Genomic DNA, 17301 nt, shown 5'->3' with positions numbered 1-17301 from the left:
GTATGCCCTACCATAGTCGAATACGGTGGAACAAGATGTCGGACTAAACGCGGCGCTTTGCCGCCACGCTGTAAAAGGCCCTACAAACCCGGCAGGAAGTGCCTTTTCTATCTAACTTCTTCAAATTCTGGATTTATTCCGCAGCGAGGCGCACATATTCGCCCTTGGCGACTGGGCAGCGCTGCCAAAGCTCTCTCAGCGAAGCTACGAGATGGTCCATGTGCGCGTCTGTGTGGGTCGGACCAGGCGTCAGGCGGATACGCTCGGTGCCCCGCGGTACGGTCGGATAATTGATGGGCTGCACATAGACTCCGTAATGATTGAGAAGCGCATCCGTGACCGCTTTGCAGTGCACAGGATCACCAACCATCACTGGGACGATATGGCTCGGGTTTTCCATAACCGGGAAGCCTTCGTCCGCGAGGCGCCGTTTCAGCGTTGCCGAGCGCTCGTGCATGTGTTCCCGCTCAACCTTACTGGACTTCAAGTGGCGAATGGACGCCAGCGCGCCAGCGGCAATGGCGGGCGCGAGCGAGGTCGTGAAGATGAAGCCTGCCGCATAGGAGCGGATGGCATCGCAAATGACGCGGCTTGCCGCGATATAGCCACCCATCACGCCAAAGCCCTTGGCAAGGGTACCGTTGATGATGTCGACACGGTTCATCACACCGTCACGCTCGGCTATACCGCCGCCACGGGGGCCATAAAGACCAACTGCATGGACCTCATCGAGATAGGTCATGGCGCCGTACTTTTCTGCGAGATCGCAGATCGCGGAAATCGGCGCGATATGACCGTCCATCGAATAGACACTCTCGAATGCAATCAACTTAGGCGTTTCCTTGGGATACTGCGCAAGCTGAGCTTCAAGATCCGTGATGTCGTTGTGCCGCCAGATGTGCTTCATGCCGCCACCGTGGCGGATACCAGCAATCATCGACGCATGGTTTTTCTCATCCGAGAACAGCACGATGCCGGGGATGAGCTGTTGGATGGTTGACAGTGTCGCGTCATTCGCGACGAAGGCCGAGGTAAACAACAGCGCCGCTGGCTTACCGTGCAGGTCGGCCAGTTCAGCTTCCAGTTCGACGTGATAATGCGTCGTGCCGGAGATGTTCCGCGTTCCGCCAGAACCGGCCCCAACCAGATCAATGGCCTCGTGCATCGCATTGGTGACCACGGGGTGCTGGCTCATGCCAAGATAGTCATTGGAGCACCACACCGTGATGTCGGACGCCCCATGTGTATCAACATGATAAGCGTGCGGGTAATTCCCGCGCTGGCGTTTCAGGTCCGCGAAAACGCGGTAGCGCCCCTCCCGATGTAAGGCATCGATAGCGTCCTGAAACTTCTTGCCATAATCCATGTTGCGGTCCCGAATGCCCGTGGATGGCCCAGTTCCAGAAAACCGAGCTGGTTAATCGGTGGAGTCATAGAATGACTATAATCTGCGATAGAGCAAGACAATGCGGCGCATAGTCATAAATGCCGTTGAAATGCCCGATTTTCCTCGGCGTCCAGTGAAGAGCATCGTGCAGCCGAGTTCAACCCTCGTTTTGAGGGTAAATCTGCGCAGATAGCAAAATTAGGATCAGGCACACCCGCGGCAAGGGGAGAACGGACTACCTCAGTAAGAAGCGACGTCTCGCCCCACGCCATCTTTGAGGTAGAGATCGCGGCGAAACTGCACCACGCCATCTTCCGTGGCCCAAGCCGTGATGTAGGCAAAATACAGCCGTACAGGCTTCTTAAGCCGCACATCTTCGCGTTTCACTTTGGCCTTCATCTCGTCCACACGAGAACGGTCCCAACTACCTTGATCCGCCAACAGCCATGTCGCGAGTTGTTCGATATTTTGCACACGCACACATCCGGAACTCGCCGCCCGGAAATTTCGGCCAAACAGGGAATCGGAGGGCGTGTCGTGCATATAAACGGAGTGGCCATTGTGGAAGTTGATCTTCAGGAAGCCCATCGGATTACCCTCGCCGGGCTTTTGCCGATAAGACAGCGCGTGCGGACGGCTTGAGTTCCAATTGATCTTCTCGGGGTCCACCTTGCGGCCTTCGCCATCGTAGGCGTCTATGCCATATTTCACGAGCACGCTCTGGCCAGCGCGCTGCATTTGCCGCCCCTTGGGGATCAAGTCTTGAGAAATGACCGTTGGGGGAAGGCGCCAGATCGGGTTGAAATTCAGTTCGTGGATACTCGAGGTCAACAGAGGTGTCTTTCGATCCGTTTTGCCGACGACGCCGGCATGGCGTGACACAACGCGATCATTCTCGATAGCTTCTATCTGGGCGGCGGGGATGTTGACGACGACGTACCGTCCTTTTGCAGTGTGACGCGTGTATTCCTTCAGTCGCTTCAAGCCCAACTTAAGCTGGCGCAGCCGCACTTCGGCCGACACATTCAATGCAGCTCGCGTGCGCTTATCTACGATCCCGGTCGGTGCGAGCCCGTTCGATGCTTGGAAGCGCTTCACCGCCTTTTCAAGATAATAGTCAAAGTGCTGCGGCATCCAGGACTCATCCTGGAGATCGCCAGACAGCTTAAGACGATCGCGCAGGTCCTCAACAGCTGGACCATTGGACCCCATTGCCAGCTGATCGGAAGGTAATTCTTTCCAGCCGCCGCCTTTGACGATTAACTCGTAGCGTTTGATTGCAGCGTCTGTCGCTGCGATGTTGCCGGGGGACAGCGTTGGATATCCCGGTGGGGGATTGGCTTCCCAACGTCGGATGAAGTTGCGATCAACCGCGCCTGTATTGGGCTTGTTGAACGACATCCAGTCGTTGGGCCCCACTGCATGTGCGGGCATGACAACCGGCGCAGCAAACAAGGCCAGCACACACACAGCACGCCACAAGCTTGACTTGAAACGTTGATCGAGCACGGTCCCACCCTCGCAATAGCGCCCACGTCTTGTGAACCTTTTGCAGAGCCGCCAATCCGTCGACGTTCGGTGTTAATTGGCTCAATACAAATAATCAGCCCAAGCCGCGCGGGCCGAGCCAAGGCTCACGAAAATCATGATCGTGAGGTTGTGCTATTCGCCGCCAAATGGAAAGCCGTGTCCCAGCGCCTGCGTGCGTCCAGACAATAAGTGGTGCGGCCGGGCCACATAGTCGCCGTGAGGAAGCCTTTGAGAGGGCCGGTCGCTGGACAAAAAAAACGGGACCGCGGTTCGGCGCAGTCCCGTTCATATGAATGCGATCACGTTTTTTGTCCTTGGCTGGGACTTATCCTTCCTCAGCCCTAATTACAGACGGTAGCGGATCTGATCGGTCCAGAAGCGCTCAAGGCGAACCAAAGCCCGGTTCAAGCGGGAGAGATCGTCTTCCGCAACTTCGCCAACAGCTTCGATCGAGCCGAGTTGGCGGCGATAGAGATCATCAACTACTTCACAAGCGCTTAGCCCCTTATCGGTAAGGCTTACGCGGACCGACCGACGGTCGACCTCGGAGCGCTTGTAGTGGATGTAGCCCATGTCCACGAGCTTCTTGAGGTTGTAGGACACATTCGAGCCAAGATAGTAGCCGCGTGTCTTCAACTCGCCCGCGGTCAGTTCGCTATCGCCAATATTGTAGAGCAGCAGCGCCTGAACTGAGTTGAGGTCGGAGCCGCCCTTGCGATCAAACTCGTCTTTGATGACGTCAAGAAGCAGACGATGGAGCCGTTCAATCAGGCGAAGAGCCTGCATGTATTCGGAACGGAACGTTTCATCGTCCTCTACTGCGGCGTGTGGGGTCACGTCGTAAGCTAGATTCATTGGACTGCCTCATACCTGTTTACGCCCCGATTTTGTTCCGGGTTAGGCACAAGGTACCTTGGACAGCTAAATCTTGCCTAAATAGATATAGTAAAAGAATAGTAACGGGGGGTTCCAGAAAAGGATTTATTAACTCATCATCTCTCGCACGCCCGTTTTTTTGGGCTTTTGCCATTACTGAACATTGCGCGCGTGCCACCAAAAATACTTTCTTTTGGCGATGGCGGACGCTCATGAAGCTCTGAATATTAACCTCGTTTCGCAATTCGGGCGACAATCTCAGACACGTGCGGCCTGCATTTCGGAACGGGTCGGCAAATCCAAGCCATCATCTGTAAGTTGTGAAAAATAGTGGGCGACCATCTCTGCCGTCACCCCGGACAAGTCGGCCGGCTGCCAGTTTGGCTTGTTGTCTTTATCTATAAGCACAGCGCGTACCCCCTCGCGGAAGTCCGAGTCTTCCAAGAAGCGGCACGCTAACTTGTAATCGACACCCAATGTCTGTCTCAGGTCCATGGCCCGCGCCTCGCGGATATGGCGCAGCGTAACCTTGAGTGACAATGGCGCCTGCTTTTCGAGATCCGCAACGACCGCTTGCGCCCATTCCGCATGAGGCCCACTGGCCGCCTTCAGGCGCCCAATGATCTCTTCGACCGTATCTGTCGCAAAACATTTGGCGATGAGTTCATTATAGGGCTCCAGTTCTCCGGGCCCCGGATCGCTGTGACGCTCGTCCAGCAGCGTGTCCACCGGCCATGCCTCACTTAAGCCCGCTTTAATCGCGGCAAACTCACTTTCCGGAATGCAGTGAGTTGCAAGGCCCAGCTTAAACGCATCGGACCGGGAAATGGCGCGTCCCGTTAAGCCCAGATAGGTTCCGATTTCATGGGGCAAACGGGCTAGGACGTAAGCAATACCGACGTCCGGAAACAGGCCGATCGCCGTCTCCGGCATGGCAAACTTGTAGCGCTCCCCAGCGACGCGGTGCGTGTTGAAGGCGGTCAAACCGACGCCCGAGCCCATAACAATGCCGCTTATCAGAGAAACGGTTGGCTTAGAGAAGCACTCCAGGAGCCAGATCAGCTCATATTCTCTTTTGAATGCCACGCGTGCTGCAGGCATGTTGCTTCTCGCAGCACTTACGCTTTCGCGTACATCGCCGCCTGCACAGAAGGCCCGCTCTCCAGCCGCTTCAATTGCCGCGGCGTAGATATCCGGATTGCGGGCAAAAGCCGGGAACGCCTCCGCCAGGCGCGCTTTCATGGGGGTATTGAGAACGTTGAGGACCTGAGGGCGATTGAGCGTGATCAAGCCCAGCGCGCCATTCTCACTTACGGTGACGCCTTCGACATCAGGTGCAGTCAAGTCTGATGTGCTCATAATCCCCCGACATTGGCTATCTCAGGCTTTATCCCAAGACTGTGGTTCATCGCGCATTGGTTAGTTGCGTTGACACGTTTCGCAGGTATATGGCGACTTATAAGCATGGCGAATCATCGGGGGCAACTGCACCTCGCGCGTCCATTTGCTAGGGGTTATGTTGCCGGCGTAATGGCGATCTGAAAGTCAGGGGGAAACTTTGCGTTCCGTCGGTTGGATCACATTATGCTTGGTCAGCTTAACCGCTTGGCCAGTCGCCAGCGCTTATTCACAATCCTTCCCGGACGTTGTCAGTCAGACAGCGCGATCCGTCACAAGCTCATTTAAAGCTGTGGAACGGGCGGCTCAAAATTTGGCTGCCGAGGGACCGCAAACTGGCACGCCAACACGCAAGCAAGCCAGCGCTCGTCGGGATCAGGCGATGCGCCTCGCGCCTCCGGATCCGGAACGCAAACCTCGTGCTCTCCTCGCGAAACCTCAGATTACTGCCTCTTGGCCAAAGGTGCTTCCACCTAACGGCGAGGAGACACGTACGAAGGCCGCTGAAGACAAGTGGAGCGCCGTCGAGATCAACCTGGCGCGGGCGCGCTGCGTGCATCTCTTCAAATCTTTGGACGCTGTGACGCTACCAGAAACTCCCATCAAAGAGGGAGCTTGCGGCGATCCCGCCCCCGTACGACTCATCAGCGTCGGTACGAACCCAGCGGTTAAGCTGTCGCCCGCACCGATCGTCAATTGCCAGATGGTTGCCGCCCTCCACGATTGGGTCGAAAAGGATCTTCAGCCTCTCGCCCGCAAACATTTTCGCAGCCCCATCGTTGCGATCAATGTGATGAGCTCCTATTCCTGCCGCAACACGTATGGACGCTCGAAGGGGCGCCTATCGGAACATGGTCGCGCCAATGCCCTGGATATCCGGGGGTTCGTGACGAAAAAGGGTGTCGAGCCAGAACTTCTAGCCCATTGGGGACCGACGAAACGGGAGGTGACGGCCGCTCGTAGAATTGCTGCAGAGAAGGCGGCCGAGAGGAAGGCCCAGCGCCTCGCAGAAGCAAAGCGGCGTATTGAAGCCCGCCGCCAAGCCCAGGTGGCTCGTCTCCAGAAGGCTGAAACCGCCCCAAGTTTGGCCATGTTGGGCTCTACCGGCAGTGCGCTCTACCAAACTATTGTCAACGACGACAAGGATGAGGTGCAAGCCGCAAGCTTTAACGCGAGCAAGCTTGGCGGCCCCAAACCGCCCTCTCAAGCGCCACTACCCGAATTCAAAACCGAGGTCACTCCGACCGCCGCCCCCGCCGTGCGTGCGCCGGTCAATACACGATATGCGCGCTTCCTGCGCGATGCGCACACGAGCGCTTGTGCGATTTTCGGCACCGTGCTTGGCCCAGAGGCTAATCGGGCGCATAGTAATCACTTCCACGTCGATATGGCAGAACGCGATCACGGCAACTATTGCCGGTAAGTCCAGCTTTTTATGCGCGCTCGTCCCCGTGCATTTTGCTGGACTTTACGGTAATCCGTGATGGCGCGCGCTTAAGCCCTCGCGATGTTTATGCTGGATTTACATCCGGCAAATGTTTCGCCAATCGCCCCCCTGCAATCCTGGCCATCTGATCCATGACGAAGTCAAACGAGCGATCCCTCGCATCTCCGCTGGAAAATGTCAGCCCTGGGAGCTTTCCCCTCGTGCGTCCGCGGCGCGTGCGTCAAGCGAATTGGAGCCGGCGCTTGGTGGCTGAGACCCGCCTCAGCGTCGACGATCTCATTTGGCCAATTTTTGTGGTCGAAGGTGAAAACCAACGCGTGCCCGTTGCTTCGATGCCAGGGGTGGAGCGGCTGTCAGTCGACCTTGCCGTCGCTGCAGCCCACGAAGCCACAGAACTCGGCATTCCTGCCCTTGCGCTCTTTCCTTACACCGATCCCGCTTTACGCCGTGATGACGCGCGCGAAGCGTTCAATCCTGACAATCTCGTTTGTAAAGCGACGCGAGCGATCCGGGAGGCGAACCTCAACATCGGGATCGTTCTCGACGTCGCGCTCGACCCTTATACGAGCCACGGACACGACGGCCTGCTGATCGAAGGCCGGATTGCGAACGACGAGACGCTTGAAGCCCTGGTCAAGCAGGCGATGGTTCAAGCGGAAGCTGGCGCCGATATCCTGGCTCCCTCAGACATGATGGATGGCCGCGTCGGCGCGATCCGTCGGGCGCTCGAAGCTGGCGGTTATCGCGACACGATGATCATGTCCTATGCGGCTAAGTACGCATCGGCCTTCTATGGCCCGTTCAGGGACGCGGTCGGATCTTCGTCGACGCTGAAGGGCGACAAACGAACCTATCAGATGGATGCCGCCAATACCGATGAGGCTCTGCGTGAGGCGGCGCTCGATCTCGCTGAAGGCGCCGACATGATCATGGTCAAGCCTGGCATGCCGTATCTCGATATCCTGCAGCGCATCTCCCAGGATCTGCGCGCTCCGACGTACGCGTACCAAGTGTCGGGAGAGTACGCGATGCTGATGGCTGCGATCCAGAATGGATGGCTCGACGGAGATCGCGTGGTGGTCGAAAGTCTGCTGGCGTTCAAGCGTGCAGGCGCGTCAGGGATCCTGACCTACTTTGCGCCGCGTGTTGCGCGCGAGCTACGTGACCGGGCGACGGGCTGAGGCTTTTGCGCGGATCAGCGACGGATGCGGCGGCGCGGAAACGGTGCGGGTGAGGCATCTTCGCTCTCGGCGGCTGTCGCTGCCGAAGGATCGGTTGCAGGTGACGTGGCCACGCTGCCACCGATGGGCTTACGGCATTCGGTCAGCCAGATATCGAAAACGGGATGCTCCACAGCGTTCAGGCCCGGGCTCTCAGCAAACATCCAGCCCGCAAAGAGCCGCTTAACGCTGCCATCCAGTTCCGTTTCGTCGATCTCAACAAATGTTGTGGTTTTGGGTCGCTCAGTGGGTGGGCGCGAATAGCACACGCGCGGCGTAATCTTGAGCGCGCCGAAGTCGATAGTTTCGTTGAGCGGAACTTCAAGGGTTTTGATCCGCGCCGTCACTTTGTCGAGCGCAGCAAAGACGGCGACCTGATTCGATAGCCGCTCGGCCATAGCCGCGCCTGCGCTTGCAGTTACCCCGACAGCGACAACCGCAAGGGTAATTGTAAGATACTCGGAAGCAGGTCGGCTGCGCATCGTCATCCTAAGTGTGGGATCGTTCCCCTGAACGGGGCCTGTCCGGCGGCTGTTGCACGCCCGTCGGACCTCGCCGTTATCGACAGTGAATTTGTCTGCAGCAAGATGCCCCGCACCTCTGCGGGGTGCCGCGGGCGGCACTTTTCACTTCATATTGCCAACCGGGTCATTCCGGCTTCCAGGCTTTATAATCACCTGTCGCACGTTCACGCTTTTGCGGACGCAGAATTGAGCCCTTCGGGCGATAGGCTTTTCCGGTCCCAGTCATATTCATCTTGTGAGGTTTTTGCCACGCTCGCGGCTTGTAGTTTTCGTCGGGTAGATCGTCGACGGTGTAGTGCAGCCAACCGTGCCACTCCGCCGGCACCTTAGAGGCATCCGCCAAGTCCTTATAGACTACGAAACGGCGGGGCTTCCCAAGTGGCCCCACGCCACTGCGCTGCAGGTAATAGCGATTACCGAACTCGTCCTCGCCGACTTGGCTCGCAATTTTCCAGATCGTGAAGCGCGTCCCCCAGGTGTTGCCACCCCACCAACTGAAGATTTCGCTAAGGATGCTCATTGCCGCTCACCTCATCCCGACGGCGCGGTTGCGCCGCTAAAAAGTGACCACAGCTTAGAGCAAAGCCGACCGATGATGTCCATATGCTGACGAGGCTTGCTGGGATGCCACAGTGTCTCGGATCGGAATCGCGTTAGCCTTAGATGCGTAGCTCTTCTCGGGGTTCGATTTGTCCTGAACGCCTAAGATCAACATTGGCGGGCGCTTCAGAAGGTTCTGTGCTCGGTCTGTCCCGTACCGGTCCACGGGTTTTCCACATACCTTCCCCGCACACCCCACATATAGCCCCTCAGCAACACTCGAACCCCTAGAGGTTGTATGGATGTCTTTTGACGAGGGTCGAATCGACCTAGTGTGGTCGACGTGGTGGGACGACGTTGTTGCATTGCTCTGGGTTGATCTTTGAGCGTCTCAATCGAACCAACACACCTGTCGCGTTCAAGTTTCCAGTCACAGTCAAAATCGTAGGGAAGAGCTGTGCGACGTGCAGCGCAGCTGGATTTTGGTGTGTGTTTTCACGGGGTTGTTCTGCGCTCCTTTCTTAATGGCCGATTCAAAGCATCGGCCAAATGAGAGGGTGTGTGCTCAGGACCCCGACTGTGGATCTTGATCGAGCCAGGTCGCGTCCCGTCTCAAGTGTTTGCGTTCCCAAAAAATAACGCAGCGTCATCCTCGTCGTACGTAGGCGCCGCATCCCGCGAAATTACTGTCGCAGCGATTTCCTTTGTATCGCGCGCAGTGCCTATGACCTTGGGGGTTTACGAGAATGAAGATCACACGGCGCTTCACCAAAGCCGGCACTTCGCCTTACGCCAACATCCCCTTCCGCAGCGCCACCTCCGAGATCAAGAACCCAGACGGCTCGATCGTTTTCAGCCTCGAAAACTTCGATGTTCCGGAACATTGGAGTCAGGTTGCCGCTGACATTCTTGCGCAGAAGTATTTCCGCAAGGCCGGCGTTCCCGCACGCCTGAAAAGGGTTGAGGAAAACCAGGTCCCGTCCTGGCTGTGGCGCTCGGTGGCTGACGCTGACGCTCTGGCTGAGCTCCCAGAAGATGACCGGATCATCGGCGAAACCGACGCTCGCCAGGTCTTTGACCGGCTCGCCGGTACCTGGACCTACTGGGGCTGGAAGGGCGACTACTTCAGCAGCGAGGAAGATGCGCGCGCATTCTTCGATGAGCATTGCTACATGCTGGCCATGCAGATGGGCGCGCCGAACAGCCCGCAGTGGTTCAACACTGGATTGCACTGGGCCTACGGCATCGATGGCCCCGGCCAGGGTCACTATTATGTCGACCATGTTACGGGCGAGCTGACTGCTTCAGCTTCCGCTTACGAGCACCCGCAGCCGCATGCTTGCTTCATCCAGTCGGTCGAGGACGATCTCGTCAACGAGAACGGCATCATGGACCTGTGGGTGCGTGAAGCGCGCCTCTTCAAATATGGGTCCGGCACCGGCACCAACTTCTCGAGCCTGCGCTCCGCAAATGAAAAACTGTCAGGCGGCGGTCGCTCGTCGGGTCTGATGAGCTTCCTGAAAATCGGCGATCGTGCTGCCGGTGCTATCAAGTCCGGCGGGACGACACGGCGTGCGGCGAAGATGGTCGTTGTCGATGTCGATCACCCGGATATCGAGGAATACATCAACTGGAAGGTCAAGGAAGAGCAGAAGGTCGCCGCTCTGGTGACCGGCTCCAAGATCTGCGAGAAGCGCCTCAAGGCCATCCTCAAGGCATGCATCAATTGCGAGGCCGACGGTGAGGACTGCTTCGATCCGGCGAAGAATCCTGCGCTGAAACGAGCGATCAAAGAGGCTCGCCGTGAGTTCGTGCCGGACAACTATATCCGTCGCGTTATCCAGTTCGCGCGTCAGGGTTTCAAGGATCTCAACTTTGCGACCTACGATACCGACTGGGATTCGGAGGCTTATCTGACCGTCTCTGGCCAGAACTCCAACAACTCCGTTCGAGTTAGCGACGACTTCCTGCGTGCTGTCGAAGCGGGTTCGGATTGGAACCTCGTGTCGCGTATAGACCGCAAGCCGGTGAAGACCATTAATGCGCGTGATCTGTGGGAACAGATTGGTCATGCCGCCTGGGCATCAGCCGATCCCGGTATCCAGTTCCATACGACGATCAACGACTGGCACACATGCCCGAACAGCGGTGAGATCCGTGCCTCTAACCCGTGCTCGGAATACATGTTCCTGGACGACACGGCGTGCAATCTGGCGTCGCTCAACCTGATGACCTTCCGGGATGCGGATGGCAACTTCGATACAGAAATGTTCGAGCACGCCTGCCGGCTGTGGACGATCGTTCTCGAAATCTCGGTCACGATGGCCCAGTTCCCGTCTCGTCGCATTGCGGAATTGAGCTATCGTTACCGTACTCTGGGCCTGGGCTTTGCCAACATCGGCGGCCTGTTGATGGCTTCGGGTATTTCCTATGACTCCGCACAGGGGCGAGCCATCTGCGGTGCGATCTCCGCTATCATGACCGGAACCTCCTACGCGACCAGCGCCGAGATGGCTGGCGAGATTGGAGCTTTCCCGGGTTACGAAGCCAACGCGTCCGAGATGCTTCGGGTCATCCGGAACCATTGGCGTGCGGCACACGGCGAAGCTGGCGGTTACGAAGAACTCTCGACGCTGCCGGTGCCCCTCGACCACAATGCATGCGAAGACAAGCGTCTCGTCGACGCGGCTATGCGGGCTTGGGACAAAGCCATCGAACTGGGCAACCAGAATGGTTTCCGCAACGCGCAGGCCACGGTGATTGCGCCGACGGGCACAATCGGCCTTGTTATGGATTGCGATACGACGGGTATCGAGCCGGACTTCGCGTTGGTGAAGTTCAAGAAGCTTGCCGGAGGCGGCTACTTTAAGATCATCAACCAAGCCGTGCCGGGAGCACTCCGCAAGCTCGGGTATAGCCAAGCGCAGATCGCAGAGATCGAAGCTTACGCGGTTGGACATGCCTCGTTGGCTCAGGCGCCCAATATCAATCACACCAGCCTCAAGACAAAGGGTTTCGATGATGCGGCCATCAGCCGGATCGAAGCCGGACTGGAAAGCGCATTCGACATCAAGTTCGTCTTCAACAAGTGGACCCTTGGTGAGGAATTCCTGACCGGAAAACTCGGTGTGCCTGCCGAAAGTCTCGTTGACCCGAAGTTTGATTTGCTGAGCCATCTTGGATTTACGGCGAAAGAAATCGAAGCGGCCAACGATCACGTCTGCGGTGCGATGACTCTGGAAGGAGCCCCACACCTCAAGGCTGAGCACTTGCCAATCTTTGACTGCGCCAACCCATGCGGACGTACGGGCAAACGCTACCTTTCGGTCAACAGCCACATCGACATGATGGCCGCAGCCCAGCCGTTCATTTCCGGCGCGATCTCTAAAACGATCAACATGCCGAACGATGCGACGGTCGAGGACTGCAAGCAGGCCTACACGCGTTCTTGGCGGTTAGCTTTGAAGGCGAACGCACTCTATCGCGACGGCTCGAAGCTCTCACAGCCGCTCAATTCTCAGTTGCTCGGTGAAACGGCCGAAGAGCAGGACGAGGCGGTAGAACAGCTCAGCAGCGAGAGGCCGCAAGCTTTGCGCGCAGCCGCTGCAGCCGAGAAGATCGTGGAACGTCTGGTTCCACGCGGTCGGGAACGCTTGCCAGGCCGTCGCAAGGGCTACACTCAGAAGGCGACCGTTGGCGGACACAAAGTCTATCTAACGACGGGCGAATACGAAGATGGCCGTATCGGCGAGATCTTCATCGACATGCATAAGGAAGGCGCGGCTTTCCGCTCGTTGATGAACAACTTCGCAATCGCCATTTCGCTGGGCCTGCAATACGGCGTGCCGCTCGATGAGTACGTTGATGCCTTTACGTTCACACGCTTCGAGCCTGCTGGCTTGGTGCAGGGCAATGAAACAATCAAGAACGCGACCAGTGTTCTCGATTACTTGTTCCGCGAGCTTGCCGTCTCTTACCTTGGCCGCAATGACCTCGCGCATGCTGACCCTGGTGAGATTTCAGCTACGGCACTCGGCGGCAAAGAAGCGGAATCCGAAACGCCATCGGTGCCCGCGGCTCAAATCGTGTCGCATGGGTTCACGCGTGGTGCTCTCGTGGGTCGTATCGGCCCCCGTGACAGCTCAACTGTGCAACTCGCACCGAGCGACGTAACAACGGCTTATTCCGGCTCGGGTGTGAATGATGGCGGTACGCAGTTGTTTGCGCGTCAAACCATCGAAACATCCCGCGTGGTCACCGAAGGTGCTCTGGCGCTTAAGCCGGATCTGGTGTCCGATCGGATCACGGAGGCGCGCATCAAAGGCTACGAAGGCGAAGCTTGCGGCTCTTGCGGCAACTTCACTCTGGTGCGCAACGGTACCTGCCTGAAGTGCAACACATGCGGCGGAACCAGCGGCTGCTCGTAAGACTGGCGCAGTACACAACCAATACACAGGTTTCACCACATGGTGTCCACAGCCCTCGGGAATCCCTTTACACTGGGATTCCCGAGGGGACAGGTTGACCTTATGAGCAGATTGAAACGAAACGAGCAAATCCCGCCATGCGTCTATCTGGTGGCCGACCATTTGGATGCGGCTTTGGCTGCGGGCGAGGATCTCATTGCTGCGGCTCAGTCGTGGCAGCCAGGCGAGTGTTGTGATCCGGCGATAGTCGGAGTACAGCGCTGGACGCTCTCACGCGTGATGACCTATGAAATGGCGCTGGTGACGCGGGTGGTCAAAGCGCGCGAGCATGTAGCAGATCTCGCCGATGCTGCGCCTCACTTCAGACCTCTGGCTCAGCTGTTCGTTTCCGGAACGCGGGACCTTTATGAAGCTTTGAAGGTCATTGGCGACACGGCTGCGCTCGACTTCGATACGGGTGACGGGACGATCGCGTATTTGCGGTCTCGCGGTCTCATTGCAGCAGACGCGCCGGGCCTTGCCGATTACGCACCGCTTACTGTGAATGACGATTTCCTCGTGGCGAGCCGCATTCCTCTCGGGGTCGTGCTCGACCTCATCTCGGAGTTCATCGAAGCTCTTGATGCACAGTTCGAGCTCTATCCCGATGAGCCAGAATTCGCATCGGACTCATCACCGGATGGTAGCTTCTCCGTGTTGCCAGGCGATGAGCCGTCAGTCCGGGCAGATTCGGCCGCTTAATCGCGCAATCGACCCCAATAAAGTTAGCCCTTCATGTCACGTGTTTAGCCCGACAGTTTGTCTGCCGGGCTAAATCTTTTGTCGTCCTCATGCAAAAGCGGCGAGGCGTGCAATTTTGGGGACGGCCACTGCGTAACGTGGCCGCTGTGGTGTCGGCGAACGCCGGTCCTCATCCCATTGGCTCAAGCGGCCCCAGCTCCCGTCTTTCGCTTCGATTTTCAGATACTCGTAAAGCAAATACTGCCAGGAATCGGATCGTGCGGCCCCTACTTCCTTCGTTCTGATCACCATAACAGGCGTGGTGCTTGAACGCGTGTGTGCCGCTATTATCCGTCCCCGGAGCCCTGCTTGGACGCTCGCGGGCCTATCTTTGGAATTGCCGGAAGCAGGCTGTGCAACGGCTTCTACCGCCACCGCAGATGCTCGGCCCGTCTTCGATGCCATGTCCTTCCGCAGCTCCGCCGCCCTTGCAGCCGGCTCAACGGGTTGGACCCAAGCGTCCGTTAGAGCGCTGGCCGGCGGCGACGGTATTGTGACAGCGCGTACCGGCAGTTCCTCGATCCGGTGCAGCGCCTCGCGGATCGGTTTCGCGCGCCGCGCGCGTTCCATACGCGCATCTGCTTCCTCGTTTGTTTCCGCCTGCGTCGCCATAGCCATCGCGCCAGAGGATGGCGCGATCATGCTGGCGGCGATTGCGCTGACAGCCATGGCCGCAACGGCGGCACGCTCAGCATCCTCAACGTTTTCGTGCTTGCCAATGTAACCGGGCACAGGCCGATAGCGCCGATGCTTCCTGTATGTCGCTTCACGCTTGTCCGGGGCTTGAAGAATGCGGGTCTTAAGCGTCGCCACCCCGCGGTTGCGGAACCCGAGCTTTTCGGCGGTTGCAATAGAGACGTCCAGCTTCCGGTTTCCCCAATAGGGGCCAGCGTTGTTTATGCGGATCACCGCAGCATCCTGCGTGACTTCATTCCAAACCAAAAGGACGGTGCCATCCGGATAGATGGGACTCGCAGCGTTGTCCGCGCGATCTGGATGGAATCTCTCACCCGATGATGTCAGCCCACATGGATTGTACCGATCAAAACGGCAGTCATTGTAGTGAGAAGCCGCGAGCGTGACGTCCTCTCCGACAAGAGCCTTTGTTTCATTGAGGCTCTTCACGCGGTGGCACTTTTTATAAAAGCAGTAAGTTGAGCCGGGCGTCTTCGCTTCTACCTCTGTGACAGCAAGCCCAGCAAAGATAGCTGCGAGAGCAATCATCAGTCCCGTCGCGGCAATCAGATACGCGCGGGATGGCGAGCACACGCTATCGTCCGCTAAAAAGCTTGTACGCATTTAAGGTACCCCTCGTATCAACAGTCTTCGTCTTATTGCGATGCAGACACGGGGGTTTCAGTCAGAACCCCCGCCCGCGCCTGAATCGGAGTTAACGGCGGGGGACACGAGCAGGAGTTGTTGGCACAATCGAGTTGTTATAATGAATTATGGTTAACGGTGCATATTGCGCTCGCTACGGAGCCGTCCGTGGGCATGTCCTTTAACTTTCTGTTTTGGAAAATGAAATTCCAGAATCTGCGAGTTTCTGACACAGCGAAATCATCGCCTTTTCAAGCTCTTCTGCGTCGATCGACCGCAGTACCAGTTCGCACCTGAGGCCGTCTGCAACGAACTTTGGGTAGCTGCCCATCGCCACATCGGGGAATTCGGCTTGATGCGCGGCGAACATGTCGGCGATGTCGCCTTCCGGTGCGGCGACGACGATGCTTTCGGACAGCATCCTGGCTCCCGTCCGAAGATACTGCAGGGCGTCGTCGAGCATCACCTGCATGATCTCAGGGACCCCGGCCATCACCGTGACGTTGTCCAGCTGGAAGCCGGGGGCGATGGAAATGCTGTTGCGGATAAGACGGGCCCCTTCGGGAATACGGGCCATGCGCAAACGCGACGGCGTCAATTCCAAACCACGGCGCTCGTAATAAGGCCGCATCAATGCCAGCGCGCGCTCGTCCACATCAATCGGGACGCCGAACGCTTTGGCGATGGCCGAGGCAGTGATGTCGTCATGCGTCGGACCAATCCCACCCGTTGTGAAGACGTACGTGTATGCGGCGCGCAGTGCGTTGACCGCGGCAACGATAGCTTCCTCCTCATCCGCGACGACACGCACCTCACACAATCTAATTCCGGAACGGGTCAGATGATCGGCGAGGTAACCTATGTTCCGGTCTTTCGTGCGCCCCGATAGGATCTCGTCGCCGATGACGAGCACTGCTGCCGTTACCTCATCCTTCGCCGTAGCCTGATCCGGATTAGCCTGTGTTTTGGTCATCTCATTCACACTCTCGTCGTCTTGCCCCCTGCTTCAATTTCCCGCCGCGGGCGAGGGCACATTGCCGGAAATTGCGTTCCGGCAGAAGCAGGCAATTTCTCCAGCGCTGTGATAGGGCTGCCCGTTCGTCGTCAAACCTCACCAGGCTAACACTCCATGCGATTTCCGAACCCTCTTGTCCGCGGACGCCTCATCAAGCGTTACAAACGCTTTCTTGCTGATGTCGAACTTGATAGCGGGGAACTCATTACGGCAAGCTGTCCCAACACCGGCGCCATGCTTGGCTTGTCCGCCCCTGGCACGTACATCTGGCTGTCAACTAATGACAACCCGAAACGGAAATACCGGTACACATGGGAGCTGGTTGAGAACGATCTCGGCTTTGGTCCGGTTCTTGTTGGGATCAACACAAGCCATCCGAACAAGCTTGTTGCCGACGCGATCGGTGATGGTCAGCTTGAAGCGCTTGGTGGATATGAGAGCCTCAAGCGGGAGCAGGCCTACGGGAAGGCGAGTCGCATTGACCTCCTGCTGGAGGATCCAGCGAAAGGCCGGGCTTATGTCGAAGTCAAGAACGTGCACTTGATGCGCGAACGCGGTCTGGCGGAATTCCCCGATTCAGTCACGCAACGTGGCCTCAAACATCTTGAGGAGCTCGGCGACATGGCTGAGGTTGGGCACCGCGCGGTGATGCTTTATCTGATCCAGCGCAGTGATGCTCGCCAAGTTCGTATGGCCGCGGATATTGATCCAGCTTATGCGAACGGGTTAGCGCGTGCTGTTAGCCGTGGTGTCGAAGCACTGGCTTACAAATGTGATCTATCCAGCGAAGAGATACGCGTGACGGATGCGGTCCCTGTTATCGTTTAGCTTTTGCGT

General features: G+C 57.6%; 13 protein-coding genes. 5 read left to right on the top strand and 8 right to left on the bottom strand.

All coding sequences use genetic code 11. From position 1 onward, the window contains the following. Positions 1–133 precede the first annotated feature (133 nt). From hemA to BLS30_RS11130, 4 genes are all read right to left on the bottom strand, one after another. On the bottom strand, positions 134–1366 hold the full coding sequence (hemA, locus tag BLS30_RS11145) for a 5-aminolevulinate synthase (RefSeq protein WP_046479141.1): 1233 nt from the start codon (positions 1364–1366) through the stop codon (positions 134–136). 261 nt (positions 1367–1627) lie between these two features. Continuing rightward, complete coding sequence (locus BLS30_RS11140; protein WP_244512419.1) at positions 1628–2896, bottom strand: L,D-transpeptidase family protein; 1269 nt, start codon at positions 2894–2896, stop codon at positions 1628–1630. Between the two features lie 366 nt (positions 2897–3262). Next, on the bottom strand, positions 3263–3772 hold the full coding sequence (ldtR, locus tag BLS30_RS11135; RefSeq protein ID WP_046479142.1) for a transcriptional regulator LdtR: 510 nt from the start codon (positions 3770–3772) through the stop codon (positions 3263–3265). Positions 3773–4051: 279 nt separating this feature from the next. Then, positions 4052–5152, bottom strand: coding sequence for an enoyl-CoA hydratase/isomerase family protein (locus BLS30_RS11130; RefSeq protein ID WP_090228835.1), 1101 nt, complete (start codon positions 5150–5152; stop codon positions 4052–4054). Positions 5153–5573: 421 nt separating this feature from the next. Between BLS30_RS11130 and BLS30_RS11125 the strand changes: the two genes are divergently transcribed. Together BLS30_RS11125 and hemB are read left to right on the top strand one after the other, a co-directional pair. Next, a complete protein-coding gene (locus BLS30_RS11125; RefSeq protein WP_139165336.1) occupies positions 5574–6614 on the top strand; it encodes an extensin-like domain-containing protein in 1041 nt (346 codons plus the stop codon). 155 nt (positions 6615–6769) lie between these two features. Next, positions 6770–7819, top strand: a complete 1050-nt coding sequence (hemB, locus tag BLS30_RS11120; RefSeq protein ID WP_090228829.1) for a porphobilinogen synthase — start codon at positions 6770–6772, stop codon at positions 7817–7819. A 14-nt stretch (positions 7820–7833) separates the two neighbouring features. Here hemB and BLS30_RS11115 read toward each other — a convergent pair whose 3' ends face one another. Next, a complete protein-coding gene (locus tag BLS30_RS11115; RefSeq protein WP_046480652.1) occupies positions 7834–8340 on the bottom strand; it encodes a DUF2155 domain-containing protein in 507 nt (168 codons plus the stop codon). 166 nt (positions 8341–8506) lie between these two features. Further along, complete coding sequence (locus BLS30_RS11110; RefSeq protein WP_046479145.1) at positions 8507–8902, bottom strand: NADH:ubiquinone oxidoreductase subunit NDUFA12; 396 nt, start codon at positions 8900–8902, stop codon at positions 8507–8509. 766 nt (positions 8903–9668) lie between these two features. Between BLS30_RS11110 and BLS30_RS11105 the strand changes: the two genes are divergently transcribed. Both BLS30_RS11105 and BLS30_RS11100 read left to right on the top strand, forming a co-directional pair. Beyond that, complete coding sequence (locus tag BLS30_RS11105; protein WP_090228826.1) at positions 9669–13349, top strand: vitamin B12-dependent ribonucleotide reductase; 3681 nt, start codon at positions 9669–9671, stop codon at positions 13347–13349. 102 nt (positions 13350–13451) lie between these two features. Then, complete coding sequence (locus tag BLS30_RS11100) at positions 13452–14090, top strand: hypothetical protein (RefSeq protein WP_139165335.1); 639 nt, start codon at positions 13452–13454, stop codon at positions 14088–14090. An 87-nt stretch (positions 14091–14177) separates the two neighbouring features. Here the strand turns inward: BLS30_RS11100 and BLS30_RS11095 are convergent, their stop codons facing one another. Both BLS30_RS11095 and BLS30_RS11090 read right to left on the bottom strand, forming a co-directional pair. Beyond that, positions 14178–15428, bottom strand: a complete 1251-nt coding sequence (locus BLS30_RS11095; RefSeq protein WP_090228824.1) for a septal ring lytic transglycosylase RlpA family protein — start codon at positions 15426–15428, stop codon at positions 14178–14180. Positions 15429–15630: 202 nt separating this feature from the next. Further along, positions 15631–16422 (bottom strand): competence/damage-inducible protein A, encoded by a 792-nt coding sequence (locus BLS30_RS11090; protein WP_090228821.1) that lies wholly within the window; start codon positions 16420–16422, stop codon positions 15631–15633. Positions 16423–16578: 156 nt separating this feature from the next. Here BLS30_RS11090 and sfsA point away from each other — a divergent pair, with 156 nt between their 5' ends. After that, positions 16579–17292 (top strand): DNA/RNA nuclease SfsA, encoded by a 714-nt coding sequence (gene sfsA / locus BLS30_RS11085; protein WP_046479148.1) that lies wholly within the window; start codon positions 16579–16581, stop codon positions 17290–17292. Positions 17293–17301 lie beyond the last annotated feature (9 nt).

It is taken from the genome of Filomicrobium insigne (assembly GCF_900104305.1).
Taxonomy (GTDB): domain Bacteria; phylum Pseudomonadota; class Alphaproteobacteria; order Rhizobiales; family Hyphomicrobiaceae; genus Filomicrobium; species Filomicrobium insigne.
Note: the sequence above shows the minus strand (reverse complement) of the source record. Positions and strands in the feature narration are given on the sequence as shown.

Coding starts and splice junctions, on each gene's coding strand:
- hemA (WP_046479141.1), bottom strand. CDS start 1,366: ATGGATTATGGCAAGAAGTTTCAGGACGCTATCGATGCCTTACATCGG.
- ldtR (WP_046479142.1), bottom strand. CDS start 3,772: ATGAATCTAGCTTACGACGTGACCCCACACGCCGCAGTAGAGGACGAT.
- BLS30_RS11130 (WP_090228835.1), bottom strand. CDS start 5,152: ATGAGCACATCAGACTTGACTGCACCTGATGTCGAAGGCGTCACCGTA.
- BLS30_RS11125 (WP_139165336.1), top strand. CDS start 5,574: ATGCGCCTCGCGCCTCCGGATCCGGAACGCAAACCTCGTGCTCTCCTC.
- hemB (WP_090228829.1), top strand. CDS start 6,770: ATGACGAAGTCAAACGAGCGATCCCTCGCATCTCCGCTGGAAAATGTC.
- BLS30_RS11115 (WP_046480652.1), bottom strand. CDS start 8,340: ATGCGCAGCCGACCTGCTTCCGAGTATCTTACAATTACCCTTGCGGTT.
- BLS30_RS11110 (WP_046479145.1), bottom strand. CDS start 8,902: ATGAGCATCCTTAGCGAAATCTTCAGTTGGTGGGGTGGCAACACCTGG.
- BLS30_RS11105 (WP_090228826.1), top strand. CDS start 9,669: ATGAAGATCACACGGCGCTTCACCAAAGCCGGCACTTCGCCTTACGCC.
- BLS30_RS11100 (WP_139165335.1), top strand. CDS start 13,452: ATGAGCAGATTGAAACGAAACGAGCAAATCCCGCCATGCGTCTATCTG.
- BLS30_RS11095 (WP_090228824.1), bottom strand. CDS start 15,428: ATGCGTACAAGCTTTTTAGCGGACGATAGCGTGTGCTCGCCATCCCGC.
- BLS30_RS11090 (WP_090228821.1), bottom strand. CDS start 16,422: ATGACCAAAACACAGGCTAATCCGGATCAGGCTACGGCGAAGGATGAG.
- sfsA (WP_046479148.1), top strand. CDS start 16,579: ATGCGATTTCCGAACCCTCTTGTCCGCGGACGCCTCATCAAGCGTTAC.